An 18,934-nucleotide genomic window follows, 5' to 3' on the forward strand; every position below is an offset into this window, starting at 1 on the left:
CGGCGACGCTCGTTCTCCATCGACCGACGGCTACGGCATGACGGTCTGATGCATGGCGAAGACCGCCATCCGTGACAGCGATACCAGACAGCCGGTCAAGTCAGCAGTAAAGAGAAAGCGGCCCCGTGAAAACACGGGGCCGCTTGCATTTGCGTCGTCTGGCGAGAGCGGTCCCGCAGCGGTTTTTTCCCGAGGGGCATGGGGTAAAATGGTGCCAGACCAAGACGTTTGCTATTCGCCAAAGGGCTGACATGACCACCGACGCTTCGATTCGCGACGAGGTGGCGCAACTGCGCACCGAACTCGATGACGCCAACTATCGCTACTACGTGCTGGATGATCCGCGTCTGCCGGACAACGAGTATGACCGCAAATTGCGTCGATTGAGTGAGCTCGAGCAGGCGCACCCCGACCTCGCCAGCCCGCAGTCCCCGACCCAGCGGGTGGGGGCCAAGCCTGCCGATGGTTTTCCTGAAGTCACCCATGCGCTGCCGATGCTGTCCCTCGACAACGCCTTTGACGATGAGGAGCTTCGCGCCTTCGTGAACCGCGTGGCCGAACGGCTGGAGCTCTCGCCTGAGGCGCTGTCGTTTGTCTGCGAGCCGAAGCTGGATGGTGCTGCCGTGTCGCTGGTGTACGAGCAGGGTGTGCTGGTCAGCGGGGCCACCCGCGGCGATGGCCGTACCGGCGAGGGAATTCTGTCCAACCTCAAGACCCTCAAGTCGATTCCGCTGCGCTTGCGCGGTGACCAGGCGCCTAGCCTGATGGAGGTGCGCGGCGAGGTGGTCATGCGCCACCGGGAGTTCGAAGCCATGAACGAAAGGGCGCGGGAGCAGGATGGCAAGGTCTTCGCCAATCCCCGCAACGCCGCCGCCGGCAGTCTGCGTCAGCTCGATCCCAGAGTGACGGCCAAGCGTCCCCTGGAATTCAGCGCTTATCAGGTCGCCAGGCTGGAGCCTGATCAGGGCGCCAGGACCCACAGTGAGCTGATGCACTCACTGGCAGCGGTGGGGCTTCCGGTCAGCCGTGACCTCGAGGTGGTCACCGGCGCCGAGGGGGTGATCGACTACTGCCGGCGCCTTGGCGAGCGCCGCGATTCCCTGGATGTGGACATCGATGGCGTGGTGATCAAGGTGGATGAGTTGCGCCTGCAGCGGGAGCTGGGGTTCGTCTCGCGGGCGCCACGCTGGGCGATTGCCTTCAAGTTTCCCGCCCAGGAGCAGACCACCACCTTGAAGGATGTCGAGTTCCAGGTCGGCCGAACCGGCGCCATCACTCCGGTGGCGCGACTGGAGCCTGTCAGCGTGGCAGGCGTCACGGTGTCCAATGCGACCCTGCACAACGCGGACGAGATTGCGCGCCTAGGAGTGCGTATCGGTGATCGTGTCGCTATTCGGCGCGCAGGGGACGTTATTCCTCAGGTGGTTCGGGTGGTCGAGTCTGCCGCCGACGGCGACGGCCAAGACATCGCCTTTCCCCAGCATTGCCCGGTCTGTGAGTCCGAGATCGAGCGTATCGAGGGCGAGGCGGTGGCTCGCTGCTCCGGCGGGCTTTACTGCGCTGCCCAGCGCAAGGAAGCGCTCAAGCACTTCGCCTCACGTCGCGCGCTGGATATCGATGGGCTTGGGGTGAAGCTGATCGAGGCGCTGGTGGATCGTGACATGGTCAAGACGCCGGCGGACCTGTTCTCGCTGACGACACCGGAGCTTGCCGGGCTGCCTCGCATGGCGGAGAAGTCCGCGACCAATCTGGTCAAGGCGCTCGAGCGCTCGAAAGACACAACGCTGGGTCGGTTCATCTATGCGCTAGGGATACGCGAAGTGGGTGAAGCCACCGCGGCCAACCTGGCTAGCCACTTTGGCAGCCTGGAGACCCTGATGCAGGCCGATGGGGAGGCCCTGGAAGCCGTCGAGGACGTAGGGCCGGTGGTGGCGAAGCATGTGGCCACCTTTTTCGACCAGGAGCACAACGTCGATACCATCAAGGCGTTGCTGGAGGCTGGAGTCCGCTGGGACGAGATCAGCGTCAGCGAGCAGGCAACACCGCTGGAAGGCCAGACCTGGGTATTGACCGGCACCCTGGAAACCATGACGCGGGATGAGGGCAAGGCGCGCCTGCAGGCGCTCGGTGCCAAGGTCTCGGGTAGCGTCTCGAAGAAGACCCATTGCCTGGTGGCTGGTCCCGGTGCGGGAAGCAAGCTGGCCAAGGCCGAACAAGCCGGTGTCCCGGTCATCGATGAAGCCACGTTTCTCGAGCGTCTAGCGCAATGGGAAGCGAGCGATAAGGAGGACGCATGAGTCGCTTCGTGGAAGTGCCGTATCGGATGCTGCCTGGCGAGACCCTCGATGCACTGCTCGAGAGCTTTGTGACTCGTCAGGGCTACGACACCACAGACACAGGGGAAGGCATGCACGGCTGGGTCAAGCAACTCAAGGCCCAGCTGGAGCGCTCAGAGTTGATCATCGCCCACGACCTGGAGACCGAGAGTACCGAAGTGCTGACACTGGCCCAGTGGCGTGCCTTTGGCAGGGATCTGGCTGACGACGAGGAAGAAGGCGATATCTAAACAGCGAAGGGACGCTCGACTCACGTCTAGCGCCCCTTCGCTGCCGCTCCCCAGTAAAGCAAGGGCGGGTATCAGTGGCGACGCTTGCCTTGAATGATGTCTCTGATCACCCTGCGCCCGGGGTGCAGATGGTCGGCCAGTGGCGCTTCTAGTGGCAGCGGTTCGTCGCAGATCCGTGATGCCAGCACCTCAGCGCACAGTGGCGCGCTGGCCAGGCCACGGGACCCGTGGGCGGCGCTGATCCAGAGCCCTCGATGGTGACGACCTGGTGTATCAGGCACTCGGGTGGCGTCCTTTGCCAGTACCGCATAGTCCTCGACCCAGGCCTGCTGGTCGGGCAGCGGGCCTGCGTAGGGGCTCTTGTCAGGGCTGGCGCAACGTACGCCACCTCTGCCGTCGAGAGACTCGGCACTTGGCGTGATTCCCTGTGCACGCAGCCGGTCGGTGTAGCCAGGCAAGGTCTGGTCGAGTTCTCTTAGATTGGCCGCATGATCCTCTGGCAGCGTGTCGGCATCGCTGCGGCCGGGGACGAAGGTGGCGCCAAAAGTCAGTACGCCCTCCAGGGGCGGAGCCACATAGCCGCCTGCGCAGACGACCCGTTGCGGCGCCGGCGCGTCAGCGGGCAGTCGCCAGCGACTGACCTGGCCTCTGACCGGCTGCAGCGGCAGCCCCTGGGTATACGCGAACTGGTTCGCCTGGTGGGCAGTGGCGATGATGACCTGGTCTGCGTCAACCGCCACCTGACGGCCATCCGCTGCGGTGCCCAGCAGACGCCAGCCCTGGTCTGAGGCCTTCAGGTCATGGATCTGGGCCTTCACGAAGTTCACGCCAGGACGTGCGACCAGAAACTCGCACAGGGCGCGTGGCTTGACCCAGCCCGCTCCGGGATAACAGAGCCCACCCGCTGTCACAGGCACTCCTGCCAGTTGTGATGCCTGCGCGGCATCGATCGAATGCACCACCGAGTGCGGCAGCGGGTGATGCTCGAGGAAGCGCCGCTGACGGCGAGCCTCGCGGTCCCCATGAGCCAGCTGCAGCACGCCACAGGGTGACCACAGCTGACCCTCGCCGTCGAGCCGAGCCAGCCAACGCTGGCTATAGAGCAGACCAGCCAGGTAGACCCTGCTCTGGTGGTTGGTATCGGCTGCCAGCTTGACGTAGAGGGCGCCCTGTTCGTTGCCCGACGCCCCGGCCCCGGGCGCAGTGCTGTCGATCAAGGTGACCTCGATACCACGGCGAGCCAGCGCCTCGGCGGTGGCACAGCCGGCGATCCCGGCGCCGATGATGGCCACCCGGCGATGGGGCAGAGCTGGCGGTGGGCTATACCAGGGGGTTGCCTGACGCCGCTTGTCGGCTGGGGACGTGTCGATCTCGCCGGCCAGCATCTCGCGTTTACGTCCATGGCCTGGGACCTTGCGCCACTGAAAGCCCGCTGCCTTGAGGCCACGTTTGACGATACCCGCGCAGGTGAAGGTGGCAAACGTCGCGCCTGGGCGAGAGCGCGCCGCCATCTGCTCAAACAGCGCGGGTTGCCACATGTCAGGGTTCTTGGCCGGGGCGAAGCCATCCAGGAACCAGGCATCCACTCGGCCATCCAGCAATGCCAGGCGCTCGCTACTGTCCCCGATGTGCAGGTCCAGAGTCACCCGCGGGGACAGCGTCAATCGGTGAACGCCGATGACCGGTTCAGGCCAGGCCTCGATGAGCGCGGCGGCGCGATCCGCCAGGTCTGGCCACCCCGCCAGCGCTTGGGCAAGGTCAGCGGCGGACATGGGGTAGCGCTCAGTGGACACCAGGTGAAGGCGGGCACCGGCGGGGGCATGCTGGTCAAAGGCTTGCCAGGCACACAGCATATTCAAACCCGTACCGAAGCCTGTCTCGCCGATCACGAAGGGCCGCTCCAGAGTCCATTCCCGGAATCGCTGGGGCAGGTGATTGGCGTGAATGAACACGTGCTCGGTCTCAGCGCGACCGTCATGGCGGGAGAAGTAGACGTCGTCGAAGACGCGTGAGTGCGGGCTCAGGCCGCTGCTTTCCTCGCGCCATTCAAGCTCGGCCGGCGTTGCGGAGGTCAGGGCGGGAAGGCCGTCGGGAGCGTGGGTCACGGCTATCGGTTCCTGCGGATGAGAGCTGGTCAAGAAATGATCATCTTGCTGTCATAAGCGTGACAGCAGGGCTGCAGCAATGCGTCCGCGGCGTTTCAACAGACTTTTCCACAGTCTCTGTGAACAAGCTGCTGTGGATAATGGCGTCTGCGCCGTCGCAGCGAGGGGCTCCAGGTTCTGGGGAGCGGAACGCCTGACACATTGGCTCGCTGGCTGACAGGGTGCTGCGTTGGATTCAGGGGTGATGGCGCCCCGACCGACGTGTCGGGGTCGCGCGTGCCTGGTTCAGGGCAGGACCTTCTTGAAAGGCTTGACGCTGACGTTGGCGTAGACGCCCGCGATCACGTAGGGATCGGCGTCCGCCCAGGCCTGGGCGGTGGCCAGGTCGGCAAATTCGGCCACGACCAGACTGCCGCTGAATCCGGCATCTCCAGGGTTGTCGCTGTCGACGGCGGGGTGCGGGCCAGCCAACACCAGTCGTCCTTCGTCACGCAGCGCTTCAAGGCGGGCCAGATGGTCCGGTCGCGCGGCCAGGCGCCGTTCCAGGCTGTTATCCACATCTTCACTGATGATAGCGTAGAGCATCGCATCTTCCTCGATTAGGGCCCGAGCGTGACAGCTGGGGCAGGCTAACTGGCATCACCGGATGGCGTCGGCGCGGACAGGTAAATGCCCGTTGAACCGGTCACGGGAGCGGCAGCACAGGCTGGCGTTCAGGGCGTCAGCATTGACCGTGGCGGGCGCCACGCGCACCATGGACGGCATATTCTGTCAAAGTCGCCGCCCGGCGTCATGTCGAGGAGCCAGTTTCCTGTCCCATGCCTTCCCTTTTTGATACCCCTGCGCTTGCTGATACGCCGGCGCTGGACAGCCGCGCTGCGCTGGTTGATACCTTCGAAGGCGCGCCCCTCGCCGTTGACCTCCACATGCATTCCACGGCCTCGGATGGCGCTCTCGCACCCACTGCGCTGATGGACCTTTGCCATCAGAAAGGGCTGAGCCACGTCGCTCTCACCGATCATGACACCCTGGCTGGGGTGGATGAGGCGGGCCAGCGTGCCCGCGACTTGGGCATGTCACTGCTGCCGGCCACGGAGCTTTCCTGCCAGTGGCGGGGGATCAATATCCATGTGGTGGGCTTGCTGCCTGGTGGCGCCGGTCCCCTGCTCGAAAGCGGTCTGGCCGGGCAGGCGCTGGCGCGGGAGAAACGCGCCGACACTATCGCCAAGCGGCTGGAGCGCATCGGGCTGAGCGACGGGCTGGCCAAGGCGCGTGCCTGGGCCGGCAGTGATCGTCCGCTCAATCGCCCGGACTTTGCCCATGTCATGGTCGCCGAGGGACTGGTGGCCGATCTGCCGACCGCGTTTGGCAAGTATCTGGGCAACGGCAAGATAGGTGACGTGAAATCGCATTGGCCGTATCTGTCGGAAATCGTCGAATGGATCCTCGATAGTGGCGGCGTTGCGGTGCTGGCTCATCCCTTGCGCTACAAGCTGACCCGGCGCAAGCGTGGTCTGCTGCTGGATGAGTTCTGTGCGGCTGGCGGACAGGCAGCCGAACTGGTCAGCGGTTCCCAGAATCCAGACGTCACGCGGGATCTGGCGCGACAGCTGATGGAACGCGACATGTATGGATCCCTCGGCAGCGATTTTCATTTTCCTGGGGGGCATCTGGCGCCAGGTACCATGACGGCGGTCCCGCGCACTGCCGTGCGGCCGGTATGGACCCATCCGCAGCTGTCTCGGTGGACCGCCTGAGCGGCGCGAGCGAGGACGCCGTCCGGAGCAATTCGGTCTAGGCTCACAGCAAGGCCTGAAAGACAGCGGATGCCCGGGATGCCTGATGCGCTGCTGTCATTACATACGCTCTATTGCATCGCCAGGGAGGCGACATGACTCAGTATTTTCAGATACACCCGGACAACCCCCAGAAGCGCTTGATCGATCGCGCGGTGGAGATCATCCACAAGGGGGGCGTGGTGGCCTATCCGACGGATTCGGGCTATGCCCTGGGCTGTCATCTGGGTGACAAGAAGGCCATCGAGAAGATCAAGTGGCTGCGCTCGTTGGATGACAAACACAATTTCACCCTGGTGTGTTCGGACCTGTCCGAGATCGGTACGTATGCCAAGGTGGACAATGCCGTCTTCCGCTTACTCAAGGCTCATACGCCTGGTGCTTACACCTTCATCCTCAACGCCACCACGGAAGTGCCCCGGCTGTTGCTGCATCCCAAGCGCCGCTCGATCGGCGTGCGGGTGCCGGACCACGAGATATCGAGAGCGCTGTTGGAGCGGCTGGGCGAACCCTTGATGAGCGTGACCCTGATTCCCGTGGACGAGACGCTGCCTATGACCGATCCGGAAGAGATTCGTGACCGCTTCGGTGCGCATCTCGACCTTATCATCGATGCCGGGGCCTGCACGCTCGAGCCCACCAGCGTCATCGACCTGCGTGAGATGCCGCCCGTCATCGTGCGTGAAGGCCGTGGGGATGTTGCGCCGTTCACCGAGTAGGCGAGCCGGAGTTGCCCCGGGGAAGCCTGCCCCGAGGCATGGTGAGTGCGAGCTGGCTATTTGTCGTCAGCAGGGCTGGGCGTTTGTTCATCGCCCGCGTCGCCCTCTGATTCAGGTTCAGACTCAGGTTCGGGTTCTGGCTCTGGGGCGTTGGGGTCCGGCGTTTCCTCGTCCAGCCAGGTGCCACAGATCAGGCAGTACTTGGCCCGCTGCTCATGACGGTCATGGCCGCAGCCAGGGCAGGCCTCGTCCGAGTAGCGGTCTGATCGGATCGAACGGATGACCTCGGCGGAGAACACGCCGGTGGGCACCGCGATGATCGAGTAGCCGATCAGCATGACCACCACACTGATCGCCTGGCCCAGCGGTGTGACCGGTGAGATATCGCCATAGCCGACGGTGGTCAGCGTGACCACCGCCCAGTAGATGGCGACGGGGATACTGGTGAAGCCCGCTTCCCTGGGCTCTATCAAGTACATCAGGGAGGCGAAGATCGTGACCAGCATGAACACGGTGAACAGAAACAGAAAGATCTGATGGCCGCTGCGTTTCAGGGCATCGATCAGCAACCTGCCTTCGCCGACGAACTCCATCAGTCGCAGTACTCGGAAGATGCGCAGGCTTCTGAGCAGACGAATCACGATCAGCGACTGTGCGCCGGGAATCAGGAGCGCCAGCCAACTTGGCAGGATCGCGATCAGGTCAACGGCGCCGTAGAAGCTCTTCAAGTAGTTGAGTGGGCGCTCCAGGCAGTAGAGCCGCAGGCCAAGCTCGATAGTGAAGAGAATCGTGAAGGTCCATTCCAGCGAGCGAAACAGCTCTCCATGCTCGGCGCGCAGTCCATCCACACTCTCAAGCACCACTACCAGCACGCTGAGGAGAATGGCCGTGATCAGGGCAATATCGAAGCCTTTGGCAAGGCGCGTGTCGGACTCGAAGATGATCTGAAACACGCGAGTCTTGAGGCCTTCGGCAGCCGGCTTATGGCCATTGATCACGGGCGCTTTCCTTTCGCTGTAGTGAGAGATAGGGCTGATAGATAGGGCTGAGAGACAGTGGTAAGAGACATAAGCCTGATCATGATCTGTGTCGGCCAGGGTCTGTTCGATACAAGGGCTGCTCGATACAGGGTCTGATCGACACAGAGTTGGATCGACACAGGGCCTGATCGATCGGGATACAGGCCTGGGGTGGTCGCGCCGTAGACGGCGCGCTACCTCGCCACTGACGTTACTCCATCTCGACGCTCTGGGGTAGCCGGCGACCCAACCGCAACAATAGCGCTCCCATCTCCGAGGTGAGCCAGTCCTGCTCCTGCGTAGCCTGCTGCAACGCGTCGCGCAAGCTGTGAACGTCGCGGCTGATGTCGGCACTGTCGCTGTCCTCGGCTAGGTGTCCAAGCGCCTCGCAGGCGGCCTCGCGCCAGCGCTGCTGCTGGGTATCTGCGTAGGCATCCAGAGCAACGACCACCTGGTGCAGGCGATCCTGTGGTCCTCTGCCAGGGGGCAGTTGCCAGCCTTGGGTGAGGGCGGTGCCGCGTGCGGCCTTGCTCGAGTCCGAAGGCCGCAGCGGCACGCTTTCAGCGAAGCCCTCGGCCAGTTCGAGCAGGCGCGACGCCTCACCCTGCTTGAGTTCGAGCTCCAGCTCACGAATGACGCAGCAGGCCTCGCCCACCTCGATGGAGCCCTCGTCGAGGGCGACTTCGATCTGGCTGCCATCGCTGTCTACCCACCACAGCTGGCGCTGGAAGTTGGTGGTGAAGCGAGGCCTCAGGCGCGACAGCAGCACATCGATGTCGACGTCATCGGCCAGCGCCTGAAAGGGCGGCAAGTTACGCAGACCGTCGAGGTCCAGCTGGTCGCCGTCTACCTGCCACTCCCACTCGCCACGGGTGGACAAGCCGGAGCTGCCCTGGCCACTGGTTTTCAAGGTCTGCAGCCACTGGTCGCCGATCTTTCTGAGCCGGAGGGCGACGCGTGCCTTTTTCAGGTCATCTTCAGGGGTGTCGAAGTAGGTATTGATCAGCGTCTTGCGCTGGCTGTCGGCGCCGGCCAGGCGAGGGTGGCGGCGCAGCGCGTCGGGGCCATGCTGTCCGAGGGCGAGCTTTAGTTCGATTTCATGGCTCATAGTGGTGTCCTGGCGTGCCAAAGGGAATATGGACCGGGTCAAGATTGCGTGGTGATGACGGTAACTTTTCCATGACGTGACAGTTTGGGGTCACTATACTGTCGCCGCCATTTCTCCAGTGTCCGTGACTCCCTATGGTGACATCAAATCCGTTTTCGGCGATGTTTGGCCGCTCCCCGTTTCAACCGCTGCTGGCCCACATCGAAAAGGCCCACGACTGCTCTGCTGAGCTGTTGCCGTTCTTCGAGGCAACGCTGCAGGGTGACTGGGATGCTGCCGCCGCGCACCGCGAAGTGATCACTCGACTCGAGCATGAGGCCGACTCGCTCAAGACCGAGCTGCGTCTCAACTTGCCCAATACCCTGTTCTTGCCGGTATCTCGCTCTGACCTGCTCGATCTGGTCAGCGTGCAGGACAAGATCGCCAACAAGACCCGCGATATCACCGGCATCATGCTCGGGCGTCAGATGCAGGTGCCCGACTCCCTGGCGACGCCGATGCGCGAGTACATCGCCACATCGGTAGACTGTGTCGCCCAGGCACGCCAGGCCCTGGAAGAACTCAAGGACCTGCTCGAGTCCGGCTTCGGCAAGAACGTGACCGAGCTGATGCAGAAGCTGATTCGTGATCTGCACGCGCTGGAACAACGTGCCGACGAGCAGCAGATCGCCATTCGCCGCCAGCTGTTTGTCCTCGAGAAGGACCTGCCGCCGGTTGACGTGATGTTCCTCTATCAGATCATCGAATGGATCGGTGAAGTGTCGGACCGCGCCGAGCGGGTCGGCAGTCGCCTCCAGATCATGACGGCGAATTGAAGACCGTCGCCCCGACAGGCCGCGCCAGCGCGGCCTGACGTCATTCAGAGTTTCCTCAGTCAGCAATCAAGGGATCTTCTCCCATGTCGATCATTGCCCAGCACGGTGACATCTTCATCCTACTGGCCTGCGTGTTTGGTTTCTTCATGGCCTGGGGTGTCGGCGCCAATGACGTCGCCAACGCCATGGGGACCTCGGTAGGGTCTCGGGCGGTCACCATCAAACAGGCGATCATTATCGCCGTCATCTTCGAATTCCTCGGCGCCTGGCTGGCCGGTGGCCAGGTCACGGAAACGATCCGCAAAGGCATCATCAATCCGGCGCTGCTCGAAAACGATCCACAACTTTTGGTCTACGGCATGCTGGCCTCGCTGCTGGCGGCAGGGACCTGGCTGTTGATCGCCTCGATGAAGGGTTGGCCGGTGTCCACCACCCACTCCATCGTCGGCGCGATTGTCGGTTTTGCCCTGGCCGGCCTTGGTATCGAGGCCGTCGGTTGGAGCAAGGTCGGCCAGATCGCCGCCAGCTGGATCGTGTCCCCGCTGCTGGCGGGTTCCATTGGCTTCATGCTGTTCAAATCGGTCCAGCGCCTGGTCTTCGAGGCCGACGATCCGTTCGTCGCGGCCAAGCGCTACGTGCCCATGTACGTGTTCCTGGTCGGCTTCATCGTCGCCATGGTGACCTTGACCAAGGGCCTCAAGCATGTGGGTCTGCACCTGGCGCCCTTCGAGAGCCTGCTGATTGCCTTGGCCTTTGGTGTGGCGCTGGCGGGTCTGGGTGTCTGGCGTGAGCGCAGCATCGATCGCAGCCAGCGCAAGACCGATGCCTTCGGCTTTGAAGGGGTCGAGCGAGTCTTCGGCGTACTGATGATCTTTACCGCCTGCGCCATGGCGTTTGCCCATGGCTCCAACGACGTGGCCAACGCCGTGGGCCCGCTGGCGGCGGTCATCAGCGTGGTGCATGAGCACGGCAGCATTCAAGGGGCGTCGGTTGTGCCCTGGTGGGTGCTGGTGCTCGGCGGCGGGGGTATCGTCGTCGGCCTGGTGACCTATGGCCACAAGGTCATCGCCACCGTGGGGACCGGCATCACCGAACTGACGCCGAGCCGTGGCTTCGCCGCGACCCTGGCCGCCGCCACCACGGTGGTGCTGGCATCGGGCACCGGTCTGCCGATCTCGACCACCCATACGCTGGTAGGTGCGGTGCTTGGTGTGGGACTGGCACGCGGTCTGGCCGCGCTCAACCTGCGCGTCATCGGCACCATCGTGATGTCTTGGCTGATCACGCTGCCGGCGGGTGCGGGTCTCGCCATCATGTTCTTCTTCATGTTCAAGGGCATCTTCAACTGATCTCGGTGTCTGCCCTGTTTATCGACGGCGCCTGCGGGCGCCGTCGTCGTTTGCGACCCTGGGCACGCAGGTGTGGAGCGCCAGCAGGCTCTGATATAGTGATGACTCCATCATTCCCCTCGTCCGCTGCAGCAGGTTCGGTCCTTGACTACCTCTTTCTCCTTCGTTGACTGGTTTCGCCACTCATCCCCCTACATCAATGCCCACCGAGGCCGAACCTTTGTGGTGCTGGTCGAAGGGGAGGCGATGGCGGCCGGCCGAGGCGAGTCCCTGATTCAGGATCTGGCACTGCTGCATACCCTGGGGGTCAAGCTGGTGGTGGTCTTTGGCATTCGTCACCAGGTGCACGCCGTGCTCGACAGTGAGGGCATCGTTCCGGTGCGCCACCAGGCACGTTGGGTGGCCGACGACACCATCATGGCTCGGGTGGAGCGTGTCGCCGCCGAGCAGCGTCTGTGGCTGGAAGCACGGCTGTCGCTGGGGCTACCCAATACGCCGCTGCATGGCATCGAGCTGACGACCGTGTCCGGCAATCTGGTCATGGCCAAGCCGCTGGGCGTGCGTGACGGTGTCGACTTTCAACGCTCCGGCGAGGTGCGCCGGGTGCGCTCTGGTGCGGTGCGGGCCTTGCTCGACCAGCAGTCGCTGGTGTTGTTGCCACCGCTTGGCTTCTCCAGCACCGGCGAAGTGTTTGACCTGGATGCGGCAGAAGTCGCCCAGCAGGTCGCTGTGGCGCTCAAGGCCGACAAGCTGATCCTGCTGGGGCAGTCCGACGGCCTGTGCGATGAGGGCGGGCAGCTGTTACGCCAGCTTACCCCTGCCCAGGCGCGCCCGCTGTTGGCCGAGGCTGATCCGGCGGAAGAGCGCTCGCGACATCTGGAGGCCGCCTGCGAGGCGGCCACCCACGGGGTGGCGCGCACCCACCTGCTGTCCTGGCGTGATGCGGATGCATTGCTGGCCGAGCTGTTCACCCGTGATGGTGTCGGCACCATGATCACCGAGCATCGCTATGAGCAGCTCCGAGCGGCCGAGATCGATGATATCGGAGGGTTGCTCGAGCTGCTGGAGCCCCTCGAGAAGCGCGGTATGCTGGTGCCACGTTCCCGCGAGCGACTGGAGCATGAAATTGATGACTACCTGGTCATCGAGCGGGATGGCATGGTGATCGGTTGCGCCGCACTGCACCGTTTCACTGACGCAAGCGTCGCCGAGCTGGCCTGCGTGGCGGTGCATCCTGACTATCGCAGTGGGGCCAGGGGGGAGCGCCTGCTGGCAGAGATCGAGCGTCTGGCTCGGCGGCAGGGGATTCAGCGTCTGTTCGCACTGACGACGCATACGGCCCACTGGTTTCTGGAGCATGGTTTCGTGCCATCGGCGCTGGACGAGCTCCCACCGCTCAGGCGCGATGCCTACAATCATGCGCGGCAGTCCAAGGTTCTTTGCAAGGGGTTATAGCCTAGGCAAGCTCCGGGTGAGTAGCTGACCGGTCACGATGATCGCCGTGCGTGCATTCGCGGGGAGATTGACCGTCGGCACCGACAAGCGCTGTTTGTCAGCCCGGTTTATCCGCCCTAGCGACAAGCCCTGTTGTTGGTAGGGAGTCTCAGAAAAGATGCGGCGTCTCCAATAGGAGACGCCGCATCTTTTTGTTTTTCCTGGTTTTCTGAAAAAATCCTGAAATTGCGTCGGCAAACAGAGACGTTTTGGGTCGTGGGCGACATGTCGATCGACGCTGATTGAGCTTACAGCACGGTTTGGTGGCGTTTCGAATTTTTTATCTTGTTGATATTAATTGCTTTTATGTTTTTTTGGCACAGCTTTCGCTATGTATTTAACGAGCGGGGAGGACTAGCCGGATAGCCGTCTAATTCTCCGAGGTTGGCACAGAATCACTGCCCTGTGCGTCTATGTCGATCTCTGCGTCTGCTCCGCGTGATGTGCGACACGCTATGTGAAACACAAGGTTGCGATGAGACGGTACCGGCCTTGTTGGCATGGACAGGTATCGTGAAGAGCAAGGATGCTCTGGCAAGGATGCCGACCCCTTCGGGGGAGTATGTCGCTCCGGCGCTGCGGCGACGGGGCCAGAACGAGGCGGGATGGGAGACCATCCGCTGAACACCGTCAGGTCCCTGGTGACGACGGCGGTGTTCTGGCTTCGGGCCTTCGGGCCAACGGAAAACCGTTCAATGGGCGGACCAGGCCATCGATTGATCTGTTTTTCGACCCTTCAGTTCCCTGCGTATTCGGGCCGGCTCAGCCGGCCCCTTTTTTTTCGCAAGCGATGCCGAATGAGAGGTTGACGCGGGGCGAGTGGCCTAACTCTGGTATCCTTCTGGATGGATTGATGGACGCTTCATTCACCTTCCTTCACAGAACTCTGGTCATGACCACTGCCGCTACGCGCCGTTGGCGCCCCCGTTCGTTGTTGCAACTGGTATTGCTGGCCTTTGTGGTGGTGATGCTGCCGCTTGGTGTACTGATGTACCAGGCAGGTCAGGCGCTGTCCGAATTGTCGCGCCTGGCCGAAGTCAGCGCTCGTCAAGCGGTGTCGGAGACACGGCGTGCCCGCACCCTGGGCTCCCTGGCGGTGGAGATGGAGCGTGGGGCGCGCCAGTACGCCGTGGTTCAGGAAGAGAGTCTGCTCGACATCTACGCCGAGAGGGTGGCGGAATTCCGCCAGTTGCTGGCGCGCCAGCGCCTGCTGCTGCCTGAGGACCCCGACATCCTGGCACTGGAACGGCTGTTGAATCAGCTGGCGACCCTGCCCGAGAAGGAGCAGGACGCCTTCATCGGTTCGCTGGACACCTTTGTCCCCTTTTCCCGACACGTCGAAGGCATGCGCCAGGCCACCAACCTGCGCATCGATCAGCGCCTGGATGCCATACGCGAAAGGGCCGAGCAGGTGCAGCAGCGGCTGTGGTGGCAGACGGGGGCGCTGGTGTCATCCAGCCTGCTGTTGATGCTGCTGTTCACGCGGCTGATCATTCGCCCGGTGCGTCAGTTGGAGCGGCGTATTCTCGGCATCGGCAGTGGTCATCAGGATCGTCTCGCTGGTCGCGTTCAGGGTCCCGCGGAGCTGGTCGCCCTGGGTGAGCGTCTGGACTGGCTGACCCACCGCCTTGAAGAGCTCGAAGCGCAGAAGCAGCAGTTCCTGCGGCATATGTCCCATGAGTTGAAGACGCCGCTGGCCAGTGTGCGAGAGGGCTCCGCCCTGCTGTCTGATGGGGTGGCAGGTGAGCTCAGCCCTCGTCAGCGAGAAGTGCTGGAGTTGATCGACGCCAGTGGCGCCGAGCTTCAACGGCTGATCGAGCAGCTGCTGGACTATAATTTGCTGCAGCATCACCGCAGTGCCTCCATCGAGCGCATCGACATGGCGACCGTGGCGCGCGAGGTGCTGGCCAAGCACAGGCTCAGCCTGCAATCGAAGGACATGCAGGTCGAGGTGTTTTCCGGTCCGCTGCAGTGGAACGCCGATCACCAGGCCACCGCCAGACTGCTGGATAACCTGGTATCCAATGCGGTGGCATATGGAGAAGACGGCGGCAAGCTGCTTATTCGGGCTCGGACCCGCCAGGACCGCCTGGAACTTGAGGTGGCCAATACCGGCGATCCGATCGCAGAGCAGGATCGCGAGCATCTGTTCGAGGCCTTCTATCAAGGCCGGGCTCGCCGCAAGGGCGCCCTCAAAGGCTCCGGGATTGGCCTGTCGGTGGCGGCAGACTGCGCACGGCTGCAAAATGGCCGGCTCGAACTGGTCGACGATCCAGACTGGCCGGTGTGCTTTCGCCTGAGTCTGCCCGTGGCGCCGCCACAGGGTCGCGGTAGCGACCCCTATAACGATACAAGGCCCGCATTGACGGGCCAGCACGCAAGGAACCTGACGCTATGACCTCTAGGGGTGTGACCCTGACACCCCGGCGCTCGCGATATCGCGCCGCCGGCCCCGCTGCTGTTGTCGCCCTGGTGGCGCTGCTCAGCGGCTGTGAGTACCTGCCTATCGAGCCTGGTGGCGTGACCGCACCCAAGGTCGAAACGCTCGACCTGAGCGCATGCCATGCCGATATTCCCACCTTCGCTGAGTCAGAGTGCATGCTGACGGACTGGGTCGCCTTTGGGCTTGCCTCCCAGCGGGGAGACCGCGAGTGGCGCAATACCATGCTGGCCCTGCTGGAAGGGCACGCGCCGGAACAACGCCTTGGCCGTGCCGTGGTGCTTGCCTGGGGCAGCGAGGCGCAGTGGAACCAGGCCTCCGAATTGTACAAGGCCGACCTCAGCATGGCCCCCAGCGAACTGCAGCCGCTGATGCGCTACTGGCTTAACGAGCTGGAGGGCCGCCGTGCTCTCAGCCAGCGGGCCGGACGTCACCATGGCGAGCTATCGCGACTGCGTGAGGAGAATCAGGCGCTGGCCGACAAGCTGGACGCGCTGACCGCGATCGAACAGAACATCAATCTGCGCCAACAGACGGAATGAAACCTGTGGAGACGGCGATATGAAGCAAGTCGCAGCAACCCTGAGTGCCAAGACGAGTGCCCATGTACTGCTGGTTGACGATGATGTCAGCCTGCTGAAACTTCTTGGCATGCGCCTGGAAAGCCGCGGCTATCGCGTTACCACTGCCGAGAGCGGTCGCGAGGCGCTCAAGCGACTGGAGGAAGGGCGCCCGGATCTGGTGTTGTCGGATTTGCGCATGGATGAAATGGACGGCATGGCGCTGTTTCAGGAAATTCAGCGGCGCATGCCGGGTCTTCCGGTGATCATCCTCACCGCCCATGGGTCGATTCCGGATGCGGTCAGCGCCACTCGCCAGGGTGTGTTCAGTTTCCTGACCAAGCCGGTGGACCGTGAAGAGCTGTTCGGTGCCATTGACGATGCATTGTCGAACACCGCCAGCGGTGTCGAAGGTGATGACAGTTGGCGCGAGGCCATCATTACCCGCAGTCCCGAGATGGAGCGGATCCTCGAGCAGGCCAGGATGGTGGCAGGCTCCGACGTCAGCGTATTGGTCACCGGACCTTCTGGCTCCGGCAAGGAGCTGTTGGCCAACGCGATTCACAAGGCCAGCGCGCGGGCCGACAAGCCTTTCATTGCGATCAACTGCGGTGCCTTGCCGGAACAACTGCTGGAAAGCGAGCTGTTCGGCCACGCCAAGGGCGCCTTTACGGGCGCCATCAGCGAACATGGTGGCCTGTTCCAGGCGGCAGATGGCGGCACCCTGTTCCTGGACGAAATCGGGGACATGCCCCTGGCGATACAGGTCAAGCTGCTGCGCGTGCTGCAGGAGCGTCAGGTACGGCCAGTGGGCTCCACCACGTCAGTACCGGTGGATGTGCGGGTGCTGTCAGCGACCCACCGCGATCTCGACCAGGCCATGCACGAAGGCGAGTTTCGTGAAGACCTCTACTATCGACTGAACGTGGTCAATCTGAAGCTGCCGGCGCTCAAGGATCGCGCCGAGGATGTGCCGCTGCTGGTGAAGCACCTGGTTGCCCAGGCGGCGTCGCGCCACAAGCCGTTCGTCAAGGGCGTCTCGCCGGAAGCGCTCAATCTGCTGGCAACCTGCGCCTGGCCTGGCAACGTGCGTCAGCTGGTCAACGTGGTGGAACAGTGCGTGGCGCTGTCCAGTGCGCCAATGATTCCCGAAGCCTTGGTGGCCCAGGCGTTGGCGGCGGAAGACAATGCCATGCCGACCTTCAACGACGCGAGGGCAGGCTTTGAGCGTAGCTATCTGGTCAAGGTGCTGAAGATCACTGAAGGCAATGTGACACAGGCGGCACGCATCGCAGGCCGCAACCGCACCGACTTCTACAAGCTGCTGTCCCGTCACGAGCTGGAACCCGCATCGTTCAAGCCGGGAATGGCCGATCAGGCGCGCTAGCCAGGCGTAGGAGCGCCAGCCGGCGACGGCTTCCGCAGTGAGTCGGGCTCCGTCGCCAGAAGCCGTTGTCAGTCCCCGTTGTCAGGAGCTGCCAGGATCGATGACGGTGGGGGAGCGCTCGCTGGCCGGGGCGGTATCGATCACCTCGAGATGCAGGACCCCCTCCTGCAGGCGAGCCTGCAGGTGCTCCCCTGGGTGCGTCTGGCTCGCCTGGGTCAGCGCCTCACCCCGTGGATTGGTCAGGATGCTGTAGCCACGAGCCAGCACGGCCAGTGGACTGACGGCCTGCAACTCGCGCACAGTGGCGCTCAGTCGCTGGCGCTGTCGCGTCAGCTGCTGGTGCTGGGCAGCCACAAGCCGTCGCTTCAGGTCGGTCAGCTGTTTGTGATGCTCCGCCAGAGCCCGTTGTGGAGAGCGTAGCGCCAGGCGCCGGGTCAGATCGAGGTAGCGTTGCTGCTCGCCGTTCATCCTCCCGGCCATGGCCCGCGCCATGCGTGAGCGCAGCTGGTCGAGTGTCTGGCGCTGGCGCACGATGGCCTCCCCGGGATGGCGTAGCCGCGCCCGCAGGTGATCCAGTCGCTGTCCTTCCCGCTGCAAGTGGCGTAACTGGGCGCCCTTGAGTCTCCCTTCGAGTTGCCTGAGTTGGCTGACCAGCTCCTGTTTCGATGGCACCAGCCGTTCGGCCGCGGCTGAGGGCGTCGGCGCGCTGGCATCCGCCGCCAGATCGGACAGGCTCTGGTCGGTTTCATGACCTACCGCTGACATCACCGGCAGACGGGAATGATGAATGGCTCTGGCCAGATGTTCGTCATTGAAGGCCCACAGGTCCTCCAGGCTGCCGCCACCACGGGTGATCAGTACCACGTCTTGTGCGGGATCGAGCGCTGGCTGGCGATTGAGCAGACCAAGGGCGGCAATGATCGCCGGTGCCGCCTCGGCGCCTTGCACCGGCACGGCAATCAACGTCACCGTGGTCAGCGGCCAGCGTTTGCTCAGCACCGCCAGCACGTCGCGCAGGGCGGCTCCCGTGGCAGACGACAGCACCAGCACATGGCGGGGAGGGTAGGCGAGGGGGCGTGCGTTGGTGAAGACGCCCTCGTTGGCCAGGCGGGTCTTGAGCGCCTCGAGTGCCGCCAGAAGCGCCCCAGCGCCCGCGGCCTGGACCGCCTCCACGATCAGCTGATAGTCCCCTCTTGGCTCGAACAACGACACCCTGGCGCGTACTCGAACCAGGTCACCGTCGCGCATGGGCGTAGAGACGAATCGCGCCCGAGTGCGGAACAGCACGGCTTTGACCTGGGCGCGCTCGTCCTTGAGGGTGAAGTAAAGATGGCCCGAGGCCGGCCTGGAGACGCCAGACAGCTCGCCTTCGATCCACTGTTCGCCAAGATCCGCTTCCAGTGCCTGCCGCGCGCGCAGGTTGAGATCGCTGACCGATAGCACGTGCTGGGGGTCGTCCGAAGGATCCAACATGACGGCAATTCCTGAAGGGTGGGGCGTGAACCAGGCCAGTCACGACGACTCCACCAGAAGACAGGCAGTCGGAACAGGCATGGCAGCAGTGAAGCCACAGGGT

Annotated in this window: 15 protein-coding genes; 10 read left to right on the forward strand and 5 right to left on the reverse strand. The window is 63.4% G+C overall.

Annotated elements, in window-relative coordinates; all coding sequences use genetic code 11:
* The first annotated feature begins 251 nt into the window (after positions 1-251).
* Positions 252-2,297: an NAD-dependent DNA ligase LigA gene (gene ligA / locus KUV72_RS00560; protein ID WP_222237083.1), complete on the forward strand. Its 2,046-nt coding sequence runs from the start codon at positions 252-254 to the stop codon at positions 2,295-2,297.
* Positions 2,294-2,566: a YheU family protein gene (locus KUV72_RS00565; RefSeq protein ID WP_222237084.1), complete on the forward strand. Its 273-nt coding sequence runs from the start codon at positions 2,294-2,296 to the stop codon at positions 2,564-2,566. The genes ligA and KUV72_RS00565 overlap by 4 nt, the downstream gene beginning before the upstream one ends.
* A gap of 71 nt (positions 2,567-2,637) precedes the next feature.
* Here KUV72_RS00565 and mnmC read toward each other — a convergent pair whose 3' ends face one another.
* Positions 2,638-4,671: a bifunctional tRNA (5-methylaminomethyl-2-thiouridine)(34)-methyltransferase MnmD/FAD-dependent 5-carboxymethylaminomethyl-2-thiouridine(34) oxidoreductase MnmC gene (gene mnmC, locus KUV72_RS00570; RefSeq protein WP_222237085.1), complete on the reverse strand. Its 2,034-nt coding sequence runs from the start codon at positions 4,669-4,671 to the stop codon at positions 2,638-2,640.
* A gap of 285 nt (positions 4,672-4,956) precedes the next feature.
* On the reverse strand, positions 4,957-5,256 hold the full coding sequence (locus KUV72_RS00575; protein WP_206940143.1) for a YciI family protein: 300 nt from the start codon (positions 5,254-5,256) through the stop codon (positions 4,957-4,959).
* A gap of 233 nt (positions 5,257-5,489) precedes the next feature.
* Here KUV72_RS00575 and KUV72_RS00580 point away from each other — a divergent pair, with 233 nt between their 5' ends.
* Together KUV72_RS00580 and KUV72_RS00585 are read left to right on the forward strand one after the other, a co-directional pair.
* Entirely contained in the window at positions 5,490-6,428 is a 939-nt protein-coding gene (locus KUV72_RS00580; protein WP_222161609.1) for a PHP domain-containing protein, read from the forward strand.
* A 134-nt stretch (positions 6,429-6,562) separates the two neighbouring features.
* Positions 6,563-7,186 (forward strand): L-threonylcarbamoyladenylate synthase, encoded by a 624-nt coding sequence (locus KUV72_RS00585; RefSeq protein ID WP_206940141.1) that lies wholly within the window; start codon positions 6,563-6,565, stop codon positions 7,184-7,186.
* 56 nt (positions 7,187-7,242) lie between these two features.
* Here KUV72_RS00585 and KUV72_RS00590 read toward each other — a convergent pair whose 3' ends face one another.
* Positions 7,243-8,181, reverse strand: a complete 939-nt coding sequence (locus KUV72_RS00590) for an ion transporter (RefSeq protein ID WP_222237448.1) — start codon at positions 8,179-8,181, stop codon at positions 7,243-7,245.
* A gap of 235 nt (positions 8,182-8,416) precedes the next feature.
* Positions 8,417-9,313, reverse strand: a complete 897-nt coding sequence (locus KUV72_RS00595; protein ID WP_222237086.1) for an inorganic triphosphatase — start codon at positions 9,311-9,313, stop codon at positions 8,417-8,419.
* Positions 9,314-9,447: 134 nt separating this feature from the next.
* Here KUV72_RS00595 and KUV72_RS00600 point away from each other — a divergent pair, with 134 nt between their 5' ends.
* The 6 genes from KUV72_RS00600 to glrR all read left to right on the forward strand — a co-directional run bounded on the left by KUV72_RS00600 (position 9,448) and on the right by glrR (position 17,358).
* Positions 9,448-10,128 (forward strand): TIGR00153 family protein, encoded by a 681-nt coding sequence (locus KUV72_RS00600; protein WP_206940136.1) that lies wholly within the window; start codon positions 9,448-9,450, stop codon positions 10,126-10,128.
* A gap of 83 nt (positions 10,129-10,211) precedes the next feature.
* Positions 10,212-11,477, forward strand: a complete 1,266-nt coding sequence (locus KUV72_RS00605; RefSeq protein WP_222237087.1) for an inorganic phosphate transporter — start codon at positions 10,212-10,214, stop codon at positions 11,475-11,477.
* Between the two features lie 144 nt (positions 11,478-11,621).
* Positions 11,622-12,932, forward strand: a complete 1,311-nt coding sequence (gene argA, locus KUV72_RS00610) for an amino-acid N-acetyltransferase (RefSeq protein ID WP_206940132.1) — start codon at positions 11,622-11,624, stop codon at positions 12,930-12,932.
* Positions 12,933-13,863: 931 nt separating this feature from the next.
* Complete coding sequence (locus KUV72_RS00615) at positions 13,864-15,369, forward strand: sensor histidine kinase (RefSeq protein ID WP_206940130.1); 1,506 nt, start codon at positions 13,864-13,866, stop codon at positions 15,367-15,369.
* Positions 15,366-15,953: a hypothetical protein gene (locus tag KUV72_RS00620; RefSeq protein WP_261317272.1), complete on the forward strand. Its 588-nt coding sequence runs from the start codon at positions 15,366-15,368 to the stop codon at positions 15,951-15,953. Before KUV72_RS00615 ends, KUV72_RS00620 begins: the two co-directional genes overlap by 4 nt.
* A gap of 19 nt (positions 15,954-15,972) precedes the next feature.
* Positions 15,973-17,358 (forward strand): two-component system response regulator GlrR, encoded by a 1,386-nt coding sequence (gene glrR / locus KUV72_RS00625; protein WP_222237088.1) that lies wholly within the window; start codon positions 15,973-15,975, stop codon positions 17,356-17,358.
* Between the two features lie 81 nt (positions 17,359-17,439).
* Here the strand turns inward: glrR and xseA are convergent, their stop codons facing one another.
* Positions 17,440-18,831: an exodeoxyribonuclease VII large subunit gene (gene xseA, locus KUV72_RS00630; protein ID WP_222237089.1), complete on the reverse strand. Its 1,392-nt coding sequence runs from the start codon at positions 18,829-18,831 to the stop codon at positions 17,440-17,442.
* Between the last annotated feature and the right edge of the window lie 103 nt (positions 18,832-18,934).

The organism is Halomonas sp. DP4Y7-1, assembly GCF_019800705.1.
GTDB lineage: Bacteria > Pseudomonadota > Gammaproteobacteria > Pseudomonadales > Halomonadaceae > Halomonas > Halomonas litopenaei_A.

What these genes read in the sequence shown, in the direction of transcription:
- ligA (WP_222237083.1), top strand. Translation starts at nt 252, where the DNA reads ATGACCACCGACGCTTCGATTCGCGACGAGGTGGCGCAACTGCGCACC.
- KUV72_RS00565 (WP_222237084.1), top strand. Translation starts at nt 2,294, where the DNA reads ATGAGTCGCTTCGTGGAAGTGCCGTATCGGATGCTGCCTGGCGAGACC.
- KUV72_RS00575 (WP_206940143.1), bottom strand. Translation starts at nt 5,256, where the DNA reads ATGCTCTACGCTATCATCAGTGAAGATGTGGATAACAGCCTGGAACGG.
- KUV72_RS00580 (WP_222161609.1), top strand. Translation starts at nt 5,490, where the DNA reads ATGCCTTCCCTTTTTGATACCCCTGCGCTTGCTGATACGCCGGCGCTG.
- KUV72_RS00585 (WP_206940141.1), top strand. Translation starts at nt 6,563, where the DNA reads ATGACTCAGTATTTTCAGATACACCCGGACAACCCCCAGAAGCGCTTG.
- KUV72_RS00595 (WP_222237086.1), bottom strand. Translation starts at nt 9,313, where the DNA reads ATGAGCCATGAAATCGAACTAAAGCTCGCCCTCGGACAGCATGGCCCC.
- KUV72_RS00600 (WP_206940136.1), top strand. Translation starts at nt 9,448, where the DNA reads ATGGTGACATCAAATCCGTTTTCGGCGATGTTTGGCCGCTCCCCGTTT.
- KUV72_RS00605 (WP_222237087.1), top strand. Translation starts at nt 10,212, where the DNA reads ATGTCGATCATTGCCCAGCACGGTGACATCTTCATCCTACTGGCCTGC.
- KUV72_RS00615 (WP_206940130.1), top strand. Translation starts at nt 13,864, where the DNA reads ATGACCACTGCCGCTACGCGCCGTTGGCGCCCCCGTTCGTTGTTGCAA.
- KUV72_RS00620 (WP_261317272.1), top strand. Translation starts at nt 15,366, where the DNA reads ATGACCTCTAGGGGTGTGACCCTGACACCCCGGCGCTCGCGATATCGC.
- glrR (WP_222237088.1), top strand. Translation starts at nt 15,973, where the DNA reads ATGAAGCAAGTCGCAGCAACCCTGAGTGCCAAGACGAGTGCCCATGTA.
- xseA (WP_222237089.1), bottom strand. Translation starts at nt 18,831, where the DNA reads ATGTTGGATCCTTCGGACGACCCCCAGCACGTGCTATCGGTCAGCGAT.